Consider the following 16,227-nt stretch of genomic DNA (forward strand, 5'->3'; position numbering starts at 1 on the left):
GATTGCCACGCCGACTGCGTCGGCTCGCAATGACGAATCAGGCAACGGAAACGTTTTTCTCCGCCACGCGGCGCAGCGCATTGACATAGGTTTCGGGCGATTGCGCGCCGGGGATCATGAACTTGCCTCCCGTTGCTCCAGACACGATCATTGCCGGAACGCCCGAGATATTGAGATCCCAGGCCTGCCGTTCCTCGGCCACCACCCGGGCTTCGAGATCAGCGTCCGCCAGCGCCGCCTTGGCTGCTTCGCGGTGCAGGCCTACGCTGGCGGCGATATCGAGCAGCACTGTTTCGTCCGACACGTTCCGGCGCTGGTTGAAATGGGCCTTGAACAGCGCCAGCTTGAGCTGTGTCTGCACGCGCGGCCCGGCCTCTTCCAGCGCCCAGGTGAGCAACTTGTGCGCGGCGCGGGTGTTCCACATCATCGCCGGCGGTGCCTCGCCCTCCCCCTCGTAAACAAGCGATACACCGGCGCTATCGGCAATCGCCTTCATCTGCCCGCGGACCGCCTCGCCTTCCGCCGCGCTACGGCGGTATTTGCGCTGCAAATGCGCCTCCTGCTCTTCACCGCTGGCAGGCATGTCGGGGTTGAGCTCGAAGGGGCGCCAGCGCAATTGCGCCTCGATCTCGCCTTCAAGTTGGGTCAGTGCCTTGGTGAGCTGGCCATAACCAATCAGGCACCAGGGGCACATGACATCGGAGAAGATGTCGATGGTCAGGCGATGGGGTGCTGTGTCGGTCATTTGTCTAGCCACCATGCTATCAGTTGATGCGCGATTGCGAAACGCTGCGGAAACAGCAGGTCGTCAGTGCCTTCCGGCCCGGCGGCGCGCGCCGCCTCCAGCTCATCGCGGGTGAACCAGCGCGCATCGTCAAGCTCGGTCTTGTCGATCGTCAGCTCAGGGTCGTCAGTCACCGAATAGCAGCCGATCATCAGCTGGCTGGGGAACGGCCACGGCTGGCTGCCGATATATTGCACGTCGCGCACCGTCACGCCCGCCTCTTCCTTCACCTCGCGCGCCACCGCTTCCTCGATCGTCTCGCCCGGCTCCACGAAGCCTGCCAGCGCAGAAAACATCCGCGCGGGAAAGCGCGGCTGGCGGCCCAGCAACAGGCGGCCCCCAGTGCCATCATCGTGTTCGACCAGCATGATCGTGACTGGATCGGTGCGCGGGAAATGCTGCGCATGGCATTCGGGGCAATTGCGCTGCCAGCCGCCCTTGGCAGGACTGGTCACCGCCCCGCAGCGCGCGCAGAAGCGGTGCCGCGCGTGCCAATCGACCAGGCTGCGGGCACCGCCATAGGTCGCCAGTTCGCCCGGCTGCAGCGCCTGCATCGCCGCCCATATCTGCGGATTGGCATAGGCCGGCCCGGTCGCGCCCTGATCCGGCACGGCAGCGAAGCAGGCCTTGCCTTCGAGCAAGCCGAGGAAGCAAAGCTCGGCATCCTCCGCCACATCCGCCAGCGTGCCCCATTCGAGCGCGCCCATTTCATCAAACACAGGATTGAGCCCGTCGAGCTTGAGCACCCGCGCGCGCCAGTTCATCTGCGCGGCCAGCGCATCGTCATCAACCCGGATCTGGTCTGCCCGCTCGATCGGCGAGCCTGAGAAAGCGATCGATCTTATTGCGGCCATCAGATAGCGCCAGCCTTCATCGCCGCCAGGTCCTGTTCCAGCGCAGCGAGGAACTCGTCGCGCATGGGATAGGCTTCGGTTGGCATATATTGCGTGTACAGGCCGCTGCGCAGTCCCGAACCCATGTCGACTGCGGAAAGCGTCCCCGCCGCTCCTCCCCAGCCATAGGTTTGCCCGACCACCCGGCCGCCTGCGCCAAAGCCCTGGCCAGCCACCCAAGTGCCTTCGGTCGTTGCGGTATCGGGCAGGATATTCGAGGTGCCCACGCGCACCGCCAGATCGCCCATCACCCGTTTGTCGTCAATCTTGCCGTAACCGGCCAGCATCTTGAGGAAGCGGTCATAGTCGCGCGGGCTGGAAACGAGGCCCGACCCGCCCCAATGCACCGGCGGGCTGTCGAGAAAAATCGAACCGCGTGCCGGGTCGATCGGCAGCGGCATACCTGCCAGCACCCCGTAATTGTCGGTCAGCCGCCCAGCCTCGCTCTGCGGCACCTGAAACCAGGTGCTTTCCATCCCGCAAGGATCGAACAGGCGCTGCTGCAGGAAGTCCGCGAAGCTTTGGCCAGATGCAACCTCGATCACCCGTCCCAGCAGGTCGAGCCCGACCGAGTAGCTCCAGAATGTGCCCGGCTGGGTAATCAGCGGCAGCGTTGCCAGCCGGTCAGCCCAGACCTCCAGACCCGGCGCCGACTTTGCAATGGGAATGCCGGGAATGGGCATGCGACTGATTTGTCCGCCCGAAATCCCATTCTCGCGATAGGCGACAAGCAATGGCCCCTTGGTAACGATGTCATAGCCGAGCCCCGCAGTATGGGTCATCAATTGGCGCGGGGTGATCGGGCGCTCTGCCGGGACGGTATCGTCAAGCGGGCCGTCCGCACGCCTGAGCACGCGCATCTCGGCAAAACCGGGCAGGAAATCGGCGATCGGCTGATCAAGCCCCAGCTTGCCATCCTCCACCAGCATCATGGCGGCCATGCCGGTAATCGGCTTGGTCATGGAATAGATGCGATAGAGACTGTCGAGGTTGGCCGCTGTCGTACCACCAAAGCTTAGCGTGCCGCGCGCAACGCTGTGCGGATCGCCGCCGCCCATGCCGAAGCTGGCAACCATATTGGCGACCTTCAGGCTGCCGACATAATATTCGACCCGCTCCGCCACGCGGGGCCACATCGCGCTGACATCATGCGCCCGCAGCAAATCGCGCCCGAACGGTACCGAAGCCAGCGCACCGCCGGCGGCAAGATAGGCAGAGCCGCGAAACATTGCGCGGCGCGAAAGTGCTGAAGATTCAAAGCTGCGGAATGCCATTATTGCGTCCTCGAGTGAAACTTGTTTGCCGCTGTTTGAGCGATTGACGCCAACGGGTCAATTACCCCCTTGCGAACGTAAGGTGTTTTATTCATATAAGACACATGTTCAATCTGATCTCTATCTTTATTGGTATCGTCTCGCTGGTGATCGTGATCCCGGCGCAAATCCCGCTGCTTGGCTGGGCCAACTGGCTTGCACTGCCCCTGGTCGCGATCGGCATCGTGATCGGTCAGCTATCGTCCAAGGATAGCGGGCGGAATTTCTGCCTGGTGGTGCTGCTGATCGCGGCCGTCAGGCTGATGATCGGCGGCGGCATTATTTAACCCAGCGGCCATTCAACGCCGGGCAAGCGCGAGCCGCGCCGCCTTGGCGAATAGTGTGGGCAGCCCCGCCTCGTCGATCCGCTCGACCGGCCACCACTCGCCCTCGCCCATGGGTTCACTATCGAGCCGCACTAGCTCCAGCGTCAGCGAAGCATGGGTAAAAACATGCCGCACTGCGCCAAGCGATTCTGCCTTGGCTGACGATGGCGCCTCGCCTGAGCCGTCTGCCTGCGCGCTCCAGCCGTCATCCGGCAAGGCGCGCATCCCGCCCAGCATTCCCTTGCCCTGCCGGGTGACGAGCCACACCGCCCCTTCGCGCTCGATCCAGAAGGCGCGCCCGCGCCGCTCGGGCCTGGGCTTTTTAGCTGCCTTGCGTGGCAGCCGCGCCGGATCGCCCGCTGCCCACCCGGCGCATTGCACCGCCAGCGGGCAGAGCAGGCACCTGGGATCGCGCGAGGTGCATACCGTCGCGCCCAGATCCATCATCGCCTGCGCGAAATCGCCTGCGCGCTGCGGCGGAGTGATCTCCCCTGCCCGCTCGCCGATCGCCCCGCGGGCTGCCGGCAGCGGAGTGTCGATGGCGAACAGCCGCGCCACCACCCGCTCGACATTGGCATCGACCACCACGGCTGGCTCATCAAAGGCAATCGCCGCGATGGCAGCGGCGGTATAGGGCCCCAGCCCCGGCAATTGGCGCAATTCAGCCTCGGTTTGCGGAAATCCGCCCTGCGCGGCAATCTCGCGCGCGCATTTCACCAGATTGCGCGCCCGCGAGTAATAGCCCAGACCGGCCCAGGCGCCCATCACCTCGGCTTCGTCCGCAGCCGCCAGCGCCTCTATACTGGGCCATGTCGCGATGAATTTCGCGAAATAGGGCTTTACCGCCGCCACAGTGGTCTGTTGCAGCATCACTTCCGACAGCCACACGCGATATGGCCAGGCCGCGTCGCCGGGCCGGGCCGCACCCGGCGGAATGCGCCAGGGCAGCTCGCGCGCATGGCGATCATACCAGTGGAGCAATGCCTCGGCGATGGTCATGGTGCTGGCAGTCACGCCCAGGCTATGGCATTGGCGGCGCTGCAATGGAACGGGACAAACCCAGTAAGCCCACAAGCAAGGGCACCAGGCGAACAGGGGCAAAGCCTTTCTCGCGGCCGCGCGGAGGATCGCCCAAGCCGATCGGTGAGCTGATGCCGCAGATCGGGAGAACGGCCTTTCGCCGCTTCGGCTTCGTGCAAAGCTCCATCGTTACCCGCTGGCCGGAGATCGTCGGGCCGGTGCATGCCCGGGTCTGTATGCCCGAAGCGATCCGCTTTCCGCCCGGCGAGAAGTCTGATGGAATTTTGCAACTGGTGGTAATCCCGGCCCACGCCCCGCTAATTCAGCAGGTGATTCCTGAAATCATGGAGCGGGTGAACCGTTTTTTTGGTTACAAGGCGGTGGCCAGGGTCAAATTACGGCAAGGAGAGGTTAAGCCTCCCCGTGCTGAAAAGTCGGCCAGGCCGCCACCATCGCTCAAGCCGATCCCGATGGAACTGGGAGATAGTTTGCGTGACATCGGCGATCCGGAACTGCGCGCAGTGCTTGAATCGCTTGCCCGAAGCATGGGTGACAAGGAGGACAAACAGACGTGAAGGCCATCAAGACAGCATTGTTGATTAGCGCATTTCTGATGACTGGGGGCTTTGCCCCCGACTGGTCGATCACCGTTGCAGAAACCGATGCGGGACATCTGATCGGCAATCCCGATGCGGAAACCAGGGTGGCCGAATATGTCAGCTACACCTGTTCCCACTGCGCCCAGTTCGCCCGCGACGGCGATCCGGCGCTGAAAATCCTCTATGTCCACACTGGCAAGGTTTCGGTGGAGGTGCGCCACATGCTGCGCGACCCGATCGACCTTACCGCCGCCATGCTGACCCATTGCGGCGACCCGCAGAAATTCCCGCTCAACCACGCGGCGATCATGCTCGGTCAGGACAAATGGATGCAGGTGGCGCGGCAGGCGACGCCGGAACAGATGCGCCGCTGGTCCGACCCCGATCGCGCAGCGGCGCGCCGGGCAATTGCGGGCGATCTCGATTTCTATCAACTGATGGAAGGGCGCGGCTATCGCATCACCGATCTGGACCGCTGCCTGGCCGACACGGAGAAGGAAAGCGAGCTGGTGCAGGCTTCGCGCGCCGACACCGTGCGGCTGCAACTTCAGGGCACGCCCAGTTTCACCATCAATGACCGCTTGCTCGAAGGCGTGCATGGCTGGCCGAAACTGAAAGAGGCGCTCGATACGCATCTCACGACCAAGGCCGGCGATTCGCCCTGATCCAAGGAGCTGTGGAAAGCTCCCCCCCGCGCTTCACCCCCACACCCGCTTGGTATAGCCTCACCTGCTCGAGCCAAAGGACTCACATGAAAATGATCAAATCACGCGCTTTGCTTGCCACTTCGATTGCCGCTGGCCTGACACTGGCCCTTGCCGCCTGCAACGGCACCGAGGGTGAATCGGCCACGTTGGATGGTGACGCCATCGCAGCAATCCCCGCCCCGGATGGCCAGGAATGGACCGATGTGGTGACAGTAACCGATCAGGATGGCTATCTTATCGGCAATCCTGACGCACCGTTGAAGCTGGTTGAATATGCCAGCCACACATGCGGGCATTGCGCCGATTTCTCTGAAAAAGGCGGGCCAGAGCTCAAGAAGGACTATGTTTCGACCGGGGTGGTCAGCCTCGAGCTGCGCAACCTCATTCGTGATCCGGTGGACCTTACCATTGCCGCGCTGGTGCGCTGCGGCCAGCCGGAAAACATGATCCCGCTGTCGGATCAGGCATGGGCTTCGCTGGATGAAATCTTCGCCACCCTGAACCAGAACGGTGCTGCGCTGCAAGCCGCCACGAATTTGCCACCCGACCAGCGCTTTATCGCTGTCGCGCAGGCTGGTGGCCTGATCGATTTCTTCGCCGCTCGGGGACTCAGCAGCGATCAGGCGCGCACCTGCCTTGCGGATGGCAAGGCGATCGAGGCACTGGCCCTACGCTCGACGCAGCAGGCCAGCGAGTTGCAGATCACCGGAACGCCCACTTTCATTCTCAATGGGCAGAAACTCGAGGTCAACCAGTGGGACGCGCTTGAACCCATTCTTCAACAAGCCGGCGCTCGCTAAGCGCGCGAATACGGGAGACGATCTAGCGCGATGGAGATTCACCGGCTCAAGCTCAGCGGTTTCAAGAGCTTTGTAGAGCCGGCGGAATTGCGCGTGGAGCCCGGCCTGACCGGCGTGGTCGGCCCCAATGGCTGCGGCAAGTCCAACCTGCTCGAAGCGATCCGCTGGGTCATGGGCGAGAATTCGCCCAAGTCGATGCGTTCGGGCGGGATGGAGGATGTCATCTTTGCCGGGACGGAAGCGCGCCCGCCGCGCGACTTTGCCGAAGTGGTGCTGCAAGGGCGCGACGACGAAGGTGAAGAGCTTGAAGTCACCCGCCGGATCGAACGCGGTGCGGGCAGCGCCTATCGCCTCAACGGGCGCGACGTGCGGGCCAAGGATGTCGCGCTGACCTTTGCCGATGCGGCAACTGGCGCGCATTCACCCGCACTTGTCAGCCAGGGCAAGATCGCCCAGGTCATTGCTGCCAAGCCGACGGAACGGCGCCAGATGCTGGAAGAAGCCGCCGGGATCGCGGGCCTGCATGTGCGGCGGCGGGACGCCGAAGGCAAGCTGCGCCAGACCGAGGCCAATTTGGCGCGGCTCGAAGATCTGATGGCAGGGCTGGACGCGCAAATGGCCACGCTGCGGCGGCAGGCCAAACAGGCCGAGCGTTACACCAAGCTATCAGCCGAAATCAAAGTGGCCGAAGCGCGGCTGCTTTTTGCCCGCTGGCGCGATGCCGCGCGCATGGCGGAAGAGGCGCGCGCCGCCGCGCAACAGGCCGATCAAGGCGTCGAGATCGCCAAACGGGCAGCCGACGAGGCCCAGAAAGAACAGGCAAAGGCCGCCAGGGCAGTGGCCGAAGCGCGCGACGAACTGGCTGACCGGCGCGACGATGCCAGCGCGCATGGCCACCGCATGGCCGCGCTGACCAGCCAGCTCGAGGCCGCCGAACAGCGGCTGGCGGATCTTGACCGGCAGAAGCAACGGCTGGAGGAAGATCGCGGCGATGCCGGGCGGGTTACGAGCGACGCCGCCGAAGCGCTTGGCAAGTTGGAGCGCGAGATCGAAGCGAGTGCCAGGGCGCTGGCCGAGGACGAACAGCGCCGCCCCGAAATCGCCCGCCGCGCCGAAGAGGCTGAACGGGCAGCGCGCGCCGCCGAACTTGCACTGGCCAAGGCCACCGCCGACCATGCCGGGGTCGAGGCCGAATGGCGCGTAGCGGAGGCCGAAATCGCCCAGGCGCAGGCACGATTGCGGCGGCTCGAGGATGATCGCACACGCCAGCAGCGCCAGCTGGAAGAACTCACCGCCAGCGGCGATCCTGTAGCTGCCGTCGAGGCCGCTCGCGCCGAGGCCGATGATGCCGCCAAGGTGCTGGCGGAACTGCGCGGCACGCTCGAGGCCGGCCAGGCACGCAAGGCCGAACTTCAAACGCAGCGCGACGAGACAAGCGCCGCACTGTCCTCTGCCAGGGCAGAACTGGCCGGGGTGGAACGCGAGCACCAGGCTCTGGTGCGCGACCGCGAGGCGCGCGAACGCCAGGCCCAAAGCCGCGCCGGAATGCCTGCTGCGCTCGACAGGATCGCCGTCGCGCCCGGCTATGAGCGTGCGCTCGCTGCCGTCCTTGGGCGTGACGGCAAATCGCCGCTTGGGCGCCCCGACGGCGACGGCGAAGGACGCTACTGGACCGGCGGCAAGGCTCCGGCCCCGCTGGCAGGCAGCCTGTTGCAGCATATCACCTCCTGCCCGGATGAATTGAAGCCGCGCCTCGCGCTGGTCCATTTCGCCGAGGCTGACGATGGGCGCACGCTTGGCCCCGGCGAATGGCTGGTCACCCGCGCCGGGCACCTGCGGCGCTGGGACGGCTTCATTGCCCGCGGCGAAGGCGCGGCTGAGGCGGCCCGCCTCGAAGCCGCCAACCGCTTTGCCGAACTCGAACAGCAGCTTCCTGCGCTGAGACAGACGCTGGATGCCGCCGAGCAGGCCGAAGCCGCTGTGCGCGAAGAACTGGGCAAGCTGCAGACCGATCTCGTCGCCCGCGAACGGGCGCTGGCGCAGGCTGCCGATGACGAACGCCAGGCCTTGCGTGCTCTCGACCAGGCCGAGGCGGCGCGCGACCGCCATGCCGGGCGCAGCCGCGAACTCGACGAGGCGCTGGCATTGTCAGCCGAGGAAATCGCCTCAGCCCGCCGCGAGGTGGTCGCTGCCGAGGCGAAACGCGGTGAACTGCCCTCGCCAGACCGCGGTCGCGCAACACTGGAAGCCGCTCAAGCTCGCAACGAGGCCGCCCGGAGCGGCGTGCAGGCGAGCGCCGCCGAGCTTGCCGGGCATGACCAGTCGCTGGCGGTGGCCCGCGAAAGGCTTGCGGCGCAGCGCAGCGACAAGTCCAATTGGGAGGCACGCTCGGGCGAGGCGGCGCGGCGCATGGCAGAAGTCGCTCGGCGGCTTGAGGAAATCGACGAAGAACGCGCGGTGGTCGCGGCCAAGCCTGCAGGTTTGATGGCCGAGATCGAGCAGGGTGATGCAATGCGCGAGAAACTCGGCAAGGAACTGGCTCAGGCCGAAGGCGTGGTGGCCGAGACGCAAGCCGCGCTCGACGCTGCCGACCGTACCTTTGCCGAGGCCAACGAAGCGCTCGCCACCCAGCGCGAAGCGCGCGCAGGCCTTACTGCGCGGGCCGAGAACGAAGAGGCACGCCGCGGCGAAATGGCGCGCATTTCGGGCGAACGTTTCCAGTGCCCGCCCCCCCTGCTGGCCGACAGGTTCGATTTCGAGCCAGGGAACATCAAGGATGCCGCTGCCGAATCCGAAGCGATGGATCAGCTTGTCGCCAGCCGCGAGCGGATCGGCCCGGTCAACCTCGTCGCGGCCGAGGAACTGAACCGGATCGAGCAAGAACACGGCGCCAGCGCCACCGAACAGGCCGAGCTGGCCGAAGCGGTCAATCGTCTGCGCGGCTCAATCGGCAATCTCAACCGCGAAGGCCGCGAGCGGCTGCGCGCAGCGTTCGAGGAGGTCGACGGTCACTTCCGCAAGCTCTTCACCCGGCTGTTCGAAGGCGGTCAGGCACATCTTGCGCTGGTCGATAGTGACGATCCGCTGGAAGCAGGGCTGGAGATCTATGCCCAGCCGCCGGGCAAACGCTTGCAAAGCCTCAGCCTGCTATCGGGCGGCGAGCAGGCGCTCACCGCCACCGCGCTGATTTTCGCGCTGTTCCTGACCAATCCGGCGCCGATTTGCGTGCTCGACGAGGTTGATGCGCCATTGGACGACGCGAATATCGAGCGCTTCTGCAGCCTGCTCGATTCCATGGTTCAGGATACGGCGACACGCTATCTGATCGTCACCCACAATGCCGTGACGATGAGCCGCATGCACCGCCTGTTCGGCGTGACGATGGCGGAAAAGGGCGTCAGCCGCCTGGTCAGCGTGGATCTGGGCGAAGCCGAACTGATGGCCGCGGAGTAGCCGCGCACCGCAGGTTCAGGCAGCCAGTGCCGCTTCCAGCCGTGCGCGGATAGCCTTCAACCGGGGCAGCAGTTCTTCCGTACCGCCAGCTTGTAAAATGGCAGGCGCTGGCTCCCTCATTGGCGCGTGCGGCGCCTTGTCTTCAAGGATGGCCGCCCTGGCACCCTTGAGCGTATAGCCCTGGCGGTTGACCAGCCGGTCGATCAACTCGACCAGCGCCACATCCTCAGGCCGGTAATAACGCCGTCCGCCGCTGCGCTTCAATGGCTTGAGCATCGGGAATTGCTGCTCCCAATAGCGCAAAACATGCTGCTTGATGCCAAGCGCATCGCTCACTTCGCCGATAGTCCTGAGCGCCGACGGATCCTTGCCATCTTCGAAGGCGGCGGACATCGGTTCAGCTGCCCTTTGCTATCCGCTCTTTCAAGAGCTGGCTGGCGCGAAACGTCAGCACCCGCCGCGGCGTAATCGGAACTTCGATCCCGGTTTTGGGATTGCGGCCGATCCGCTCGCGCTTGTCACGCAGCACAAAGGTGCCGAAACCGGATATCTTGACGTTCTCGCCCGTTTCGAGCGCCTTGGACATTTTCTCCAGAATCGCTTCGACCATGTCGAGTGATTCGGCGCGAGAAAATCCCATCTTGCGATTGATTGTCTCGGCCAGGTCCGAGCGTGTAAGCGTGCCTACCGAACGCATCATGCGCTATCTCCCAAAATTTGCTCGGCGACCCTTATTGCCAGTGTGTATTATTTTCGAGGAAGCTTTGCAAATCACGCACTTGTATGGCGCAATCTTGTTCACATGCGGACGAGGCTGGCGCCCCATGTAAACCCGCCGCCCATGGCCTCGAACATCACCAGATCGCCCGGCTTGATACGCCCATCCTTGCGCGCGACATCGAACGCCAGCGGCACCGATGCAGCCGAAGTGTTGGCGTGGCGATCGACCGTGACAATCACCTTGTCCGCTGCAATTCCCAGCTTCTTCGCGGTTGCATCGAGGATGCGCTTGTTTGCCTGATGCGGCACGACCCAGTCGATTTGATCCGATGAAAGCCCTGCATCTTCAATGGCTTCACGCAGAACCTCTGCCAAGTTGACAACCGCATGGCGGAACACCTCGCGCCCCTTCATGCGCACATGGCCAACCGTCTGCGTGGTCGACGGCCCGCCGTCGACATAGAGCAGATCATGGCACGAGCCATCGGCATGCAGCCGCGTGACGATGATGCCTGGTGCGTCCTTCGCGCTGCTTTCCACAGCTTCCAGCACCACTGCGCCGGCACCGTCGCCAAACAGCACGCAAGTGGTGCGATCTTCCCAGTCGAGTATCCGGCTGAAAGTTTCTGCACCGATCACCAGCGCGCGATTCGCAAGGCCAGTCCGCAACATCGAGTCGGCAGTGGCGAGCGCATAGAGAAACCCCGAACAGACCGCCGCAACGTCGAAGGCGATCCCGCCGTTGCAGCCGAGCGCGTTCTGCACCTTGGTGGCGGTAGCCGGGAAGGTATTATCGGGCGTGGCGGTTGCCAACACGATCAGATCGATGTCTGAAGCATCAATTCCCGCATCGGCCAGCGCCGCACGCGCTGCATCGGTTGCCAGCGTTGCCGTGGTTTCACCTTCGCCCGCAATGTAGCGCTGGCGGATTCCGGTGCGCTCGACGATCCACTCGTCGCTGGTGTCAACTCTTTCGGCCAGATCGGCATTGGTCACAACATTGGCCGGAAGCGCCGAACCGCTGCCACGAATGACAGAGCGGATCACTTTACCTGCCCCATTGCATCGCCGCCATTTGCGGGCGGTGTGCGCAACCGGCCTTCACCCAGTTCGGCCAGATCCTGCGCGATGCGGGCGGTCAGATCGTTTTCCAGCAGCCGCGCTGTTACCGCAACGGCATTGGCAACGCCGGCTGCATTGGCACTGCCATGGCTCTTCACCACCACGCCGTTGAGGCCCAGGAATACCGCCCCATTGTGATTGTTCGGATCAAGGTGATGCTTGAGCAGTTCGGTGGCAGGGCGCGAAACGAGAAACCCGATCTTGGAGCGCAGCGAGCTGGTGAAGGCATTGCGCAAAAGATCGGTTACGAAGCGTGCGGCGCCCTCGATCGCCTTCAATGCGATATTGCCAGAGAAACCGTCGGTCACCACGACATCCACTTCGCCCCGATTGATCTTGTCGCTTTCAACGAAGCCTTCAAAGCGCAGCGCCAGGCTGCCCGCTGCCTGTTGCAGAACGGCGGCGGCATCGCGCAGCGCCTCGGTGCCCTTGATCTCTTCGGTGCCGATATTGAGCAGCCGCACGCGCGGGCTGTCAAAGCCGTTGACGATCCGCGAATAGGCGGCGCCCATCACCGCGAATTGCACCAGATTGCGCGCATCCGCATCGGTATTGGCGCCCAGATCGAGCATGACCACGTCATGTTCTTCCAGCGTAGGCAGCAGCGCGGCAAGCGCAGGCCGGTCAATACCGGGCATGGTGCGCAGCGCCAGCTTGCTCATCGCCATCAATGCCCCGGTGTTACCCGCGCTCACAGCCGCGCCGGCATCGCCCTGTTTCACAGCATTGATTGCCAGGCCCATCGATGTGGTCTTTGCGCGGCGCAAGGCACGGCTGGGCAGCTCATCACCGCCCACCACATCATCGCAATGCAGGATTTCGGAAGCACCGCGCATGTTGGGGTGGTCATCGAGCGCGCGCTTGATCCGCGTCTCGTCACCCACCAGCAGAAACTTGAACGAATCGTGGCTACGCCGCGCGAGGGCGGCGCCCTCGATCATCACGCGAACGCCTTCGTCGCCGCCCATCGCATCAATCGCGATACGCGGCAGACTCATTCCCGATTCTCCAACTCAGCGGTGCTTAAAGGCCGACCGCGACAACCTCGCGACCATTGTAATAGCCGCAGTGCGGGCACAGATTGTGCGGCCGCTTGAGCTCACCACAGTTCGAGCATTCATGGAATGCTTCAACCTTCAGCGAATCATGTGCGCGGCGGTTGCCACGGCGATGGGGCGATACTTTTCTCTTGGGGACAGCCATTGCGGCACCTGTTCCTCAAATAAATCAACAAAATCGTGGGCCGCTCTAAGGCAAGGACCACGGACGCACAAGTCACTCGTGTGCGGCGTGGTGCCCGACCATGGCGGGAAGCCGCGCGCTATAGCGTATATTTCTTCCGTTGCAACCCGTGGCTGCACCGCATAGCAAAGGGGCAGAGAAAGAGGGGGGAAATTATGTCGATTCTAGTGCCTGTTACGTTGTCTTCTGCCGCTGCGGCCGCCGTTCTGGCTGTGTGGCTGATGATCCGGGTGGGTCAGGTGCGCATGTCGGAAAAGGTCAGCGTGGGCGATGGCGGCAACGAAAAGGTCATCCGCCGCATGCGCGCGCATGCCAATTTTGTCGAGAGTGCGCCGTTTGTAGTGCTGCTGATTGGCGCGATCGAGCTGACCGGAAAGGGCGACGCCTGGCTTGCCTATGTCGCGGGCGCCTATTTCATCGGCCGAATCCTGCACGGATTCGGGATGGAAGGCGGGGAGCTCGGCTGGGGCCGCTCGGTTGGCATCATTGTAACAATGCTCACTCTTCTCGGCCTGGCGGTGGTCGCGGTGCTGATCCTGATGGGAGTGATGTAGCCTCGCGCTGCCAGTGAAATCCAATGGGTAAATTTCTCAGATTGCTGGTCACCAGCCTGCTGTTGCTTTGCGGAGCCGCGGCGCAGGCGCAGCCTGACGTGCGATTCTCGATCAAGGAAGGACGGATCGACAATCACTTCTTCCGGGAAGGTCCAATTGCCGCACACTTGCTGACCCGGTCGGGCGAAGATGCAAGGCTGGTGATTGCCTTTCCTGCGGGCAATAGCGGGGTCGGCCTTTGGCTTGGCGAGCCGGTGCAATGGCGGCTGGTCGCGCCGCTCAAGCCACATGCGGAATCCCTGCCTGATGGCTCGATCCGGCGCGGGATCACTGCCGAACTGGAGATTGACGCGCGCTCGGTCACCATCAACCGTGCCCTGCTTGGCAGCGTGCGGGTGCTGCGCGATCACGGATATGGCAATCCGATACCGCCGGAGGTGGAAACCGAGCCGCATATTTCGCGGCAAAGCGTCACATGGCAGCGGCGCAGGCTCGACGGGGCTGCCGGCTATGCGATGACACTGAGCCTGCACGGCGGCACAGTGACGGAAGATGGAGGCACGATCACCCTGACTTCGCGTGGGCCGAAGCTGCGCATGGTGGTGACGGGCCTGACCGGCGATGAACCGCTCACGCCGCTGACCGAGGCGGAAATCTTCAAAAGCGCTTCGGGCGATGCGCGGCTGCGCAATGCGGTGACATTCCTGTCCTACCGCGAGAAGCTGCTGGCCGGATCTTGGCGGTTCAACACCTATTTCGGGCGCGACACGCTGATGACGCTCAGCCTCATGCTGCCGCAGCTCAAGCCTGCTGCGATCGAAGCCGGGCTTGGCGCGGTGATCGAACGGCTCAACCCGCAGGGCGAGGTCGCCCACGAAGAAGGCGTGGGAGAATTCGCGCTGATCGGGCGGCCGGGGCAGGATGCGCGCGTGCCGGTGCTCGATTATGCCATGGTCGATGACGATTTCATGCTTGCTCCCGTGGTTGCGGCCTATCTGCTCGACACGCCCGAGGGGCGAGAGCGCGCCGCGAGCTTCCTTGCCCGCAAGGCGCCTTCGGGGCAAAGTTATGGCGAACTGCTGGAGCGGAACCTCGGTTTCGTCCGCGCCAGCGCCCGCCCCTTTGCGCAGCAGCCAAGCTATGAGCACCTGGTTTCGCTCAAGCCTGGCATGACAGTAGGCGACTGGCGCGACAGCACCACCGGGCTGGGCGGTGACGGACGCTACTCCTTCAGCGTCAATGCCGCGCTGGTTCCCGCCGCGCTCGACGCCGTGGTGCGGCTGGAAGAGAGCGGACTGCTCGAACCCTTTGGGCCGAGCAATGCAGATTCGGCGGAAGATGCGGATCTGGCGCGGATCTGGGCCACGGCGGCGCCCCGGCTGTTCGCGGTCAATGTGCCCGGCAGCGAGGCGGCCTCGCTGCGCGATGCCTATGCGCGAAACCTCGGCATCGGAGCAGTGCAATCAGGTCCGGGAGCGGTGGAATATCTCGCGCTGGCGCTCGACGAAGCCGGCAAACCGCTCAGCGTGATGCATTCGGATATCGGATTCATGCTGCTGTTCAACCGGCCCGATGACGCCCTGATCCAGCTGGCGCTGGGTGAGGCCATGCGCCGCTTTCCCGCGGGGCTGATGACAGTGGCGGGCATGGTGGTGGCCAACCCCGCGCTGGCAGAGCCCGAGCGCGCGGCACAATTCGATAACAGCCGCTATCACGGCGCAGTGGTATGGTCATGGCATCACGGCCTGCTCAAATCGGGGATCGCCTGCCAGTTGCAGCGCAGCGACCTTACGCAGGAAACGCGGGCACTGCTAGAGCAGGCGAGCCACCAAATCGCGCGCGCAATTGATGACACCGCCGAATTGCAGGCGAGCGAGCTGTGGTCATGGCGCTATCGTGACGGCAAGTTCGAGATGCTGCCATTTGGGCAGGCGCTCGGGCACGAAACCGAATCGAATGCCGCCCAGCTATGGAGCGCGGTGGCGCTGGGCGGCGAGCCGCTTTGCCCTGCAGCGCCGTGACAAAGGCGGCGCCAGGCTACGCAGCCCTTTATCCCAACGCGTAGTCGCTCACGAACGCGTTGGTCTTGCGTTCCTGGCCAAATGTGCTGGTCGGCCCGTGGCCGGGGATGAACATCACGTCCTCGCCCAGTGGCCATAGCCGCTGGGTAATCGAATCGATCAGGTCCTGATGATTGCCCTTGGGAAAATCGGTCCGCCCGATCGAGCCCTGGAACAGCACGTCACCCACGATCGCAAAGCGGCTGGGCTTGTGGAAGAACACCACATGGCCGGGGGTGTGACCGGGGCAGTGGATCACGTCGAGCGTGAGTTCGCCTACCGTCACCGTGTCGCCATGCTTGAGCCAGCGGTTGGGCTCGAACGTTTTCGCCTCCATCCCCCAGCGCTTGCCGTCATCGTCAAGCTGCGCGATCCAGAAGCGGTCATCCTCATGCGGACCTTCGATTGGCAGGCCCAGTTCCTCCGCCAGCATGCCCGCCTGCCCGCAATGATCGAGATGGCCATGCGTGATCAGGATCTTTTCCAGCGTCACGCCCGCCTTGGCAATCGCGGCCTTGAGCTTGTCCAGATCGCCGCCGGGATCGACCAGCGCCCCGCGCATCGTCTTGGTGCACCAGATCAGCGAGCAGTTCTGCTGCAGCGGCGTAACAGGCAGGATTGCCGCGCGCATTGG

17 protein-coding genes are annotated in these 16,227 nt (G+C 64.0%); 7 read left to right on the forward strand and 10 right to left on the reverse strand.

Going from position 1 to position 16,227, the window contains the following annotated elements; all coding sequences use genetic code 11:
• Nucleotides 1-37: 37 nt before the first annotated feature.
• From ACX3VQ_RS01625 to ACX3VQ_RS01635, 3 genes are read right to left on the reverse strand one after another with little or no spacing between them, the layout of a single operon-like run.
• Nucleotides 38-745, reverse strand: coding sequence for a DsbA family oxidoreductase (locus ACX3VQ_RS01625; protein ID WP_462579205.1), 708 nt, complete (start codon nt 743-745; stop codon nt 38-40).
• A complete protein-coding gene (nudC, locus tag ACX3VQ_RS01630; protein WP_462579206.1) occupies nt 742-1,638 on the reverse strand; it encodes an NAD(+) diphosphatase in 897 nt (298 codons plus the stop codon). Before nudC ends, ACX3VQ_RS01625 begins: the two co-directional genes overlap by 4 nt.
• Nucleotides 1,638-2,951: a serine hydrolase domain-containing protein gene (locus ACX3VQ_RS01635; RefSeq protein WP_462579207.1), complete on the reverse strand. Its 1,314-nt coding sequence runs from the start codon at nt 2,949-2,951 to the stop codon at nt 1,638-1,640. Before ACX3VQ_RS01635 ends, nudC begins: the two co-directional genes overlap by 1 nt.
• A gap of 104 nt (nt 2,952-3,055) precedes the next feature.
• Here ACX3VQ_RS01635 and ACX3VQ_RS01640 point away from each other — a divergent pair, with 104 nt between their 5' ends.
• Nucleotides 3,056-3,277, forward strand: coding sequence for a hypothetical protein (locus ACX3VQ_RS01640; RefSeq protein ID WP_462579208.1), 222 nt, complete (start codon nt 3,056-3,058; stop codon nt 3,275-3,277).
• A gap of 12 nt (nt 3,278-3,289) precedes the next feature.
• Here the strand turns inward: ACX3VQ_RS01640 and ACX3VQ_RS01645 are convergent, their stop codons facing one another.
• On the reverse strand, nt 3,290-4,315 hold the full coding sequence (locus tag ACX3VQ_RS01645; RefSeq protein WP_462580658.1) for an A/G-specific adenine glycosylase: 1,026 nt from the start codon (nt 4,313-4,315) through the stop codon (nt 3,290-3,292).
• A gap of 44 nt (nt 4,316-4,359) precedes the next feature.
• Between ACX3VQ_RS01645 and ACX3VQ_RS01650 the strand changes: the two genes are divergently transcribed.
• From ACX3VQ_RS01650 to ACX3VQ_RS01665, 4 genes are all read left to right on the forward strand, one after another.
• Nucleotides 4,360-4,911, forward strand: coding sequence for a DUF721 domain-containing protein (locus tag ACX3VQ_RS01650; protein ID WP_462571882.1), 552 nt, complete (start codon nt 4,360-4,362; stop codon nt 4,909-4,911).
• Entirely contained in the window at nt 4,908-5,600 is a 693-nt protein-coding gene (locus tag ACX3VQ_RS01655; RefSeq protein ID WP_462579210.1) for a DsbA family protein, read from the forward strand. The genes ACX3VQ_RS01650 and ACX3VQ_RS01655 overlap by 4 nt, the downstream gene beginning before the upstream one ends.
• 86 nt (nt 5,601-5,686) lie before the next feature.
• Nucleotides 5,687-6,442 (forward strand): DsbA family protein, encoded by a 756-nt coding sequence (locus ACX3VQ_RS01660; RefSeq protein WP_462579211.1) that lies wholly within the window; start codon nt 5,687-5,689, stop codon nt 6,440-6,442.
• A gap of 30 nt (nt 6,443-6,472) precedes the next feature.
• A complete protein-coding gene (locus ACX3VQ_RS01665; protein ID WP_462579212.1) occupies nt 6,473-9,895 on the forward strand; it encodes a chromosome segregation SMC family protein in 3,423 nt (1,140 codons plus the stop codon).
• A gap of 15 nt (nt 9,896-9,910) precedes the next feature.
• Here ACX3VQ_RS01665 and ACX3VQ_RS01670 read toward each other — a convergent pair whose 3' ends face one another.
• From ACX3VQ_RS01670 to rpmF, 5 genes are all read right to left on the reverse strand, one after another.
• The gene (locus ACX3VQ_RS01670; protein ID WP_462579213.1) at nt 9,911-10,288 is read right to left on the reverse strand and encodes a MerR family transcriptional regulator; all 378 of its coding nucleotides are present in this window, start codon (nt 10,286-10,288) and stop codon (nt 9,911-9,913) included.
• A 4-nt stretch (nt 10,289-10,292) separates the two neighbouring features.
• On the reverse strand, nt 10,293-10,595 hold the full coding sequence (locus ACX3VQ_RS01675) for an integration host factor subunit alpha (protein ID WP_462571875.1): 303 nt from the start codon (nt 10,593-10,595) through the stop codon (nt 10,293-10,295).
• Nucleotides 10,596-10,693: 98 nt separating this feature from the next.
• Entirely contained in the window at nt 10,694-11,662 is a 969-nt protein-coding gene (locus ACX3VQ_RS01680; protein ID WP_462579215.1) for a beta-ketoacyl-ACP synthase III, read from the reverse strand.
• Nucleotides 11,659-12,735, reverse strand: coding sequence for a phosphate acyltransferase PlsX (gene plsX, locus ACX3VQ_RS01685; RefSeq protein ID WP_462579217.1), 1,077 nt, complete (start codon nt 12,733-12,735; stop codon nt 11,659-11,661). The genes ACX3VQ_RS01680 and plsX overlap by 4 nt, the downstream gene beginning before the upstream one ends.
• A 25-nt stretch (nt 12,736-12,760) precedes the next feature.
• Nucleotides 12,761-12,940, reverse strand: a complete 180-nt coding sequence (gene rpmF, locus ACX3VQ_RS01690; RefSeq protein WP_165197281.1) for a 50S ribosomal protein L32 — start codon at nt 12,938-12,940, stop codon at nt 12,761-12,763.
• 194 nt (nt 12,941-13,134) lie between these two features.
• On the opposite strand from rpmF, the gene ACX3VQ_RS01695 reads away from it, so the two are divergent.
• Entirely contained in the window at nt 13,135-13,533 is a 399-nt protein-coding gene (locus ACX3VQ_RS01695) for an MAPEG family protein (RefSeq protein ID WP_462579218.1), read from the forward strand.
• Nucleotides 13,534-13,556: 23 nt separating this feature from the next.
• Complete coding sequence (locus ACX3VQ_RS01700; RefSeq protein WP_462579219.1) at nt 13,557-15,554, forward strand: hypothetical protein; 1,998 nt, start codon at nt 13,557-13,559, stop codon at nt 15,552-15,554.
• A 28-nt stretch (nt 15,555-15,582) separates the two neighbouring features.
• Here ACX3VQ_RS01700 and ACX3VQ_RS01705 read toward each other — a convergent pair whose 3' ends face one another.
• Nucleotides 15,583-16,224 (reverse strand): MBL fold metallo-hydrolase, encoded by a 642-nt coding sequence (locus tag ACX3VQ_RS01705; RefSeq protein WP_462580659.1) that lies wholly within the window; start codon nt 16,222-16,224, stop codon nt 15,583-15,585.
• Nucleotides 16,225-16,227: the final 3 nt, after the last annotated feature.

Source organism: Altererythrobacter chaiwopuensis, assembly GCF_054957735.1.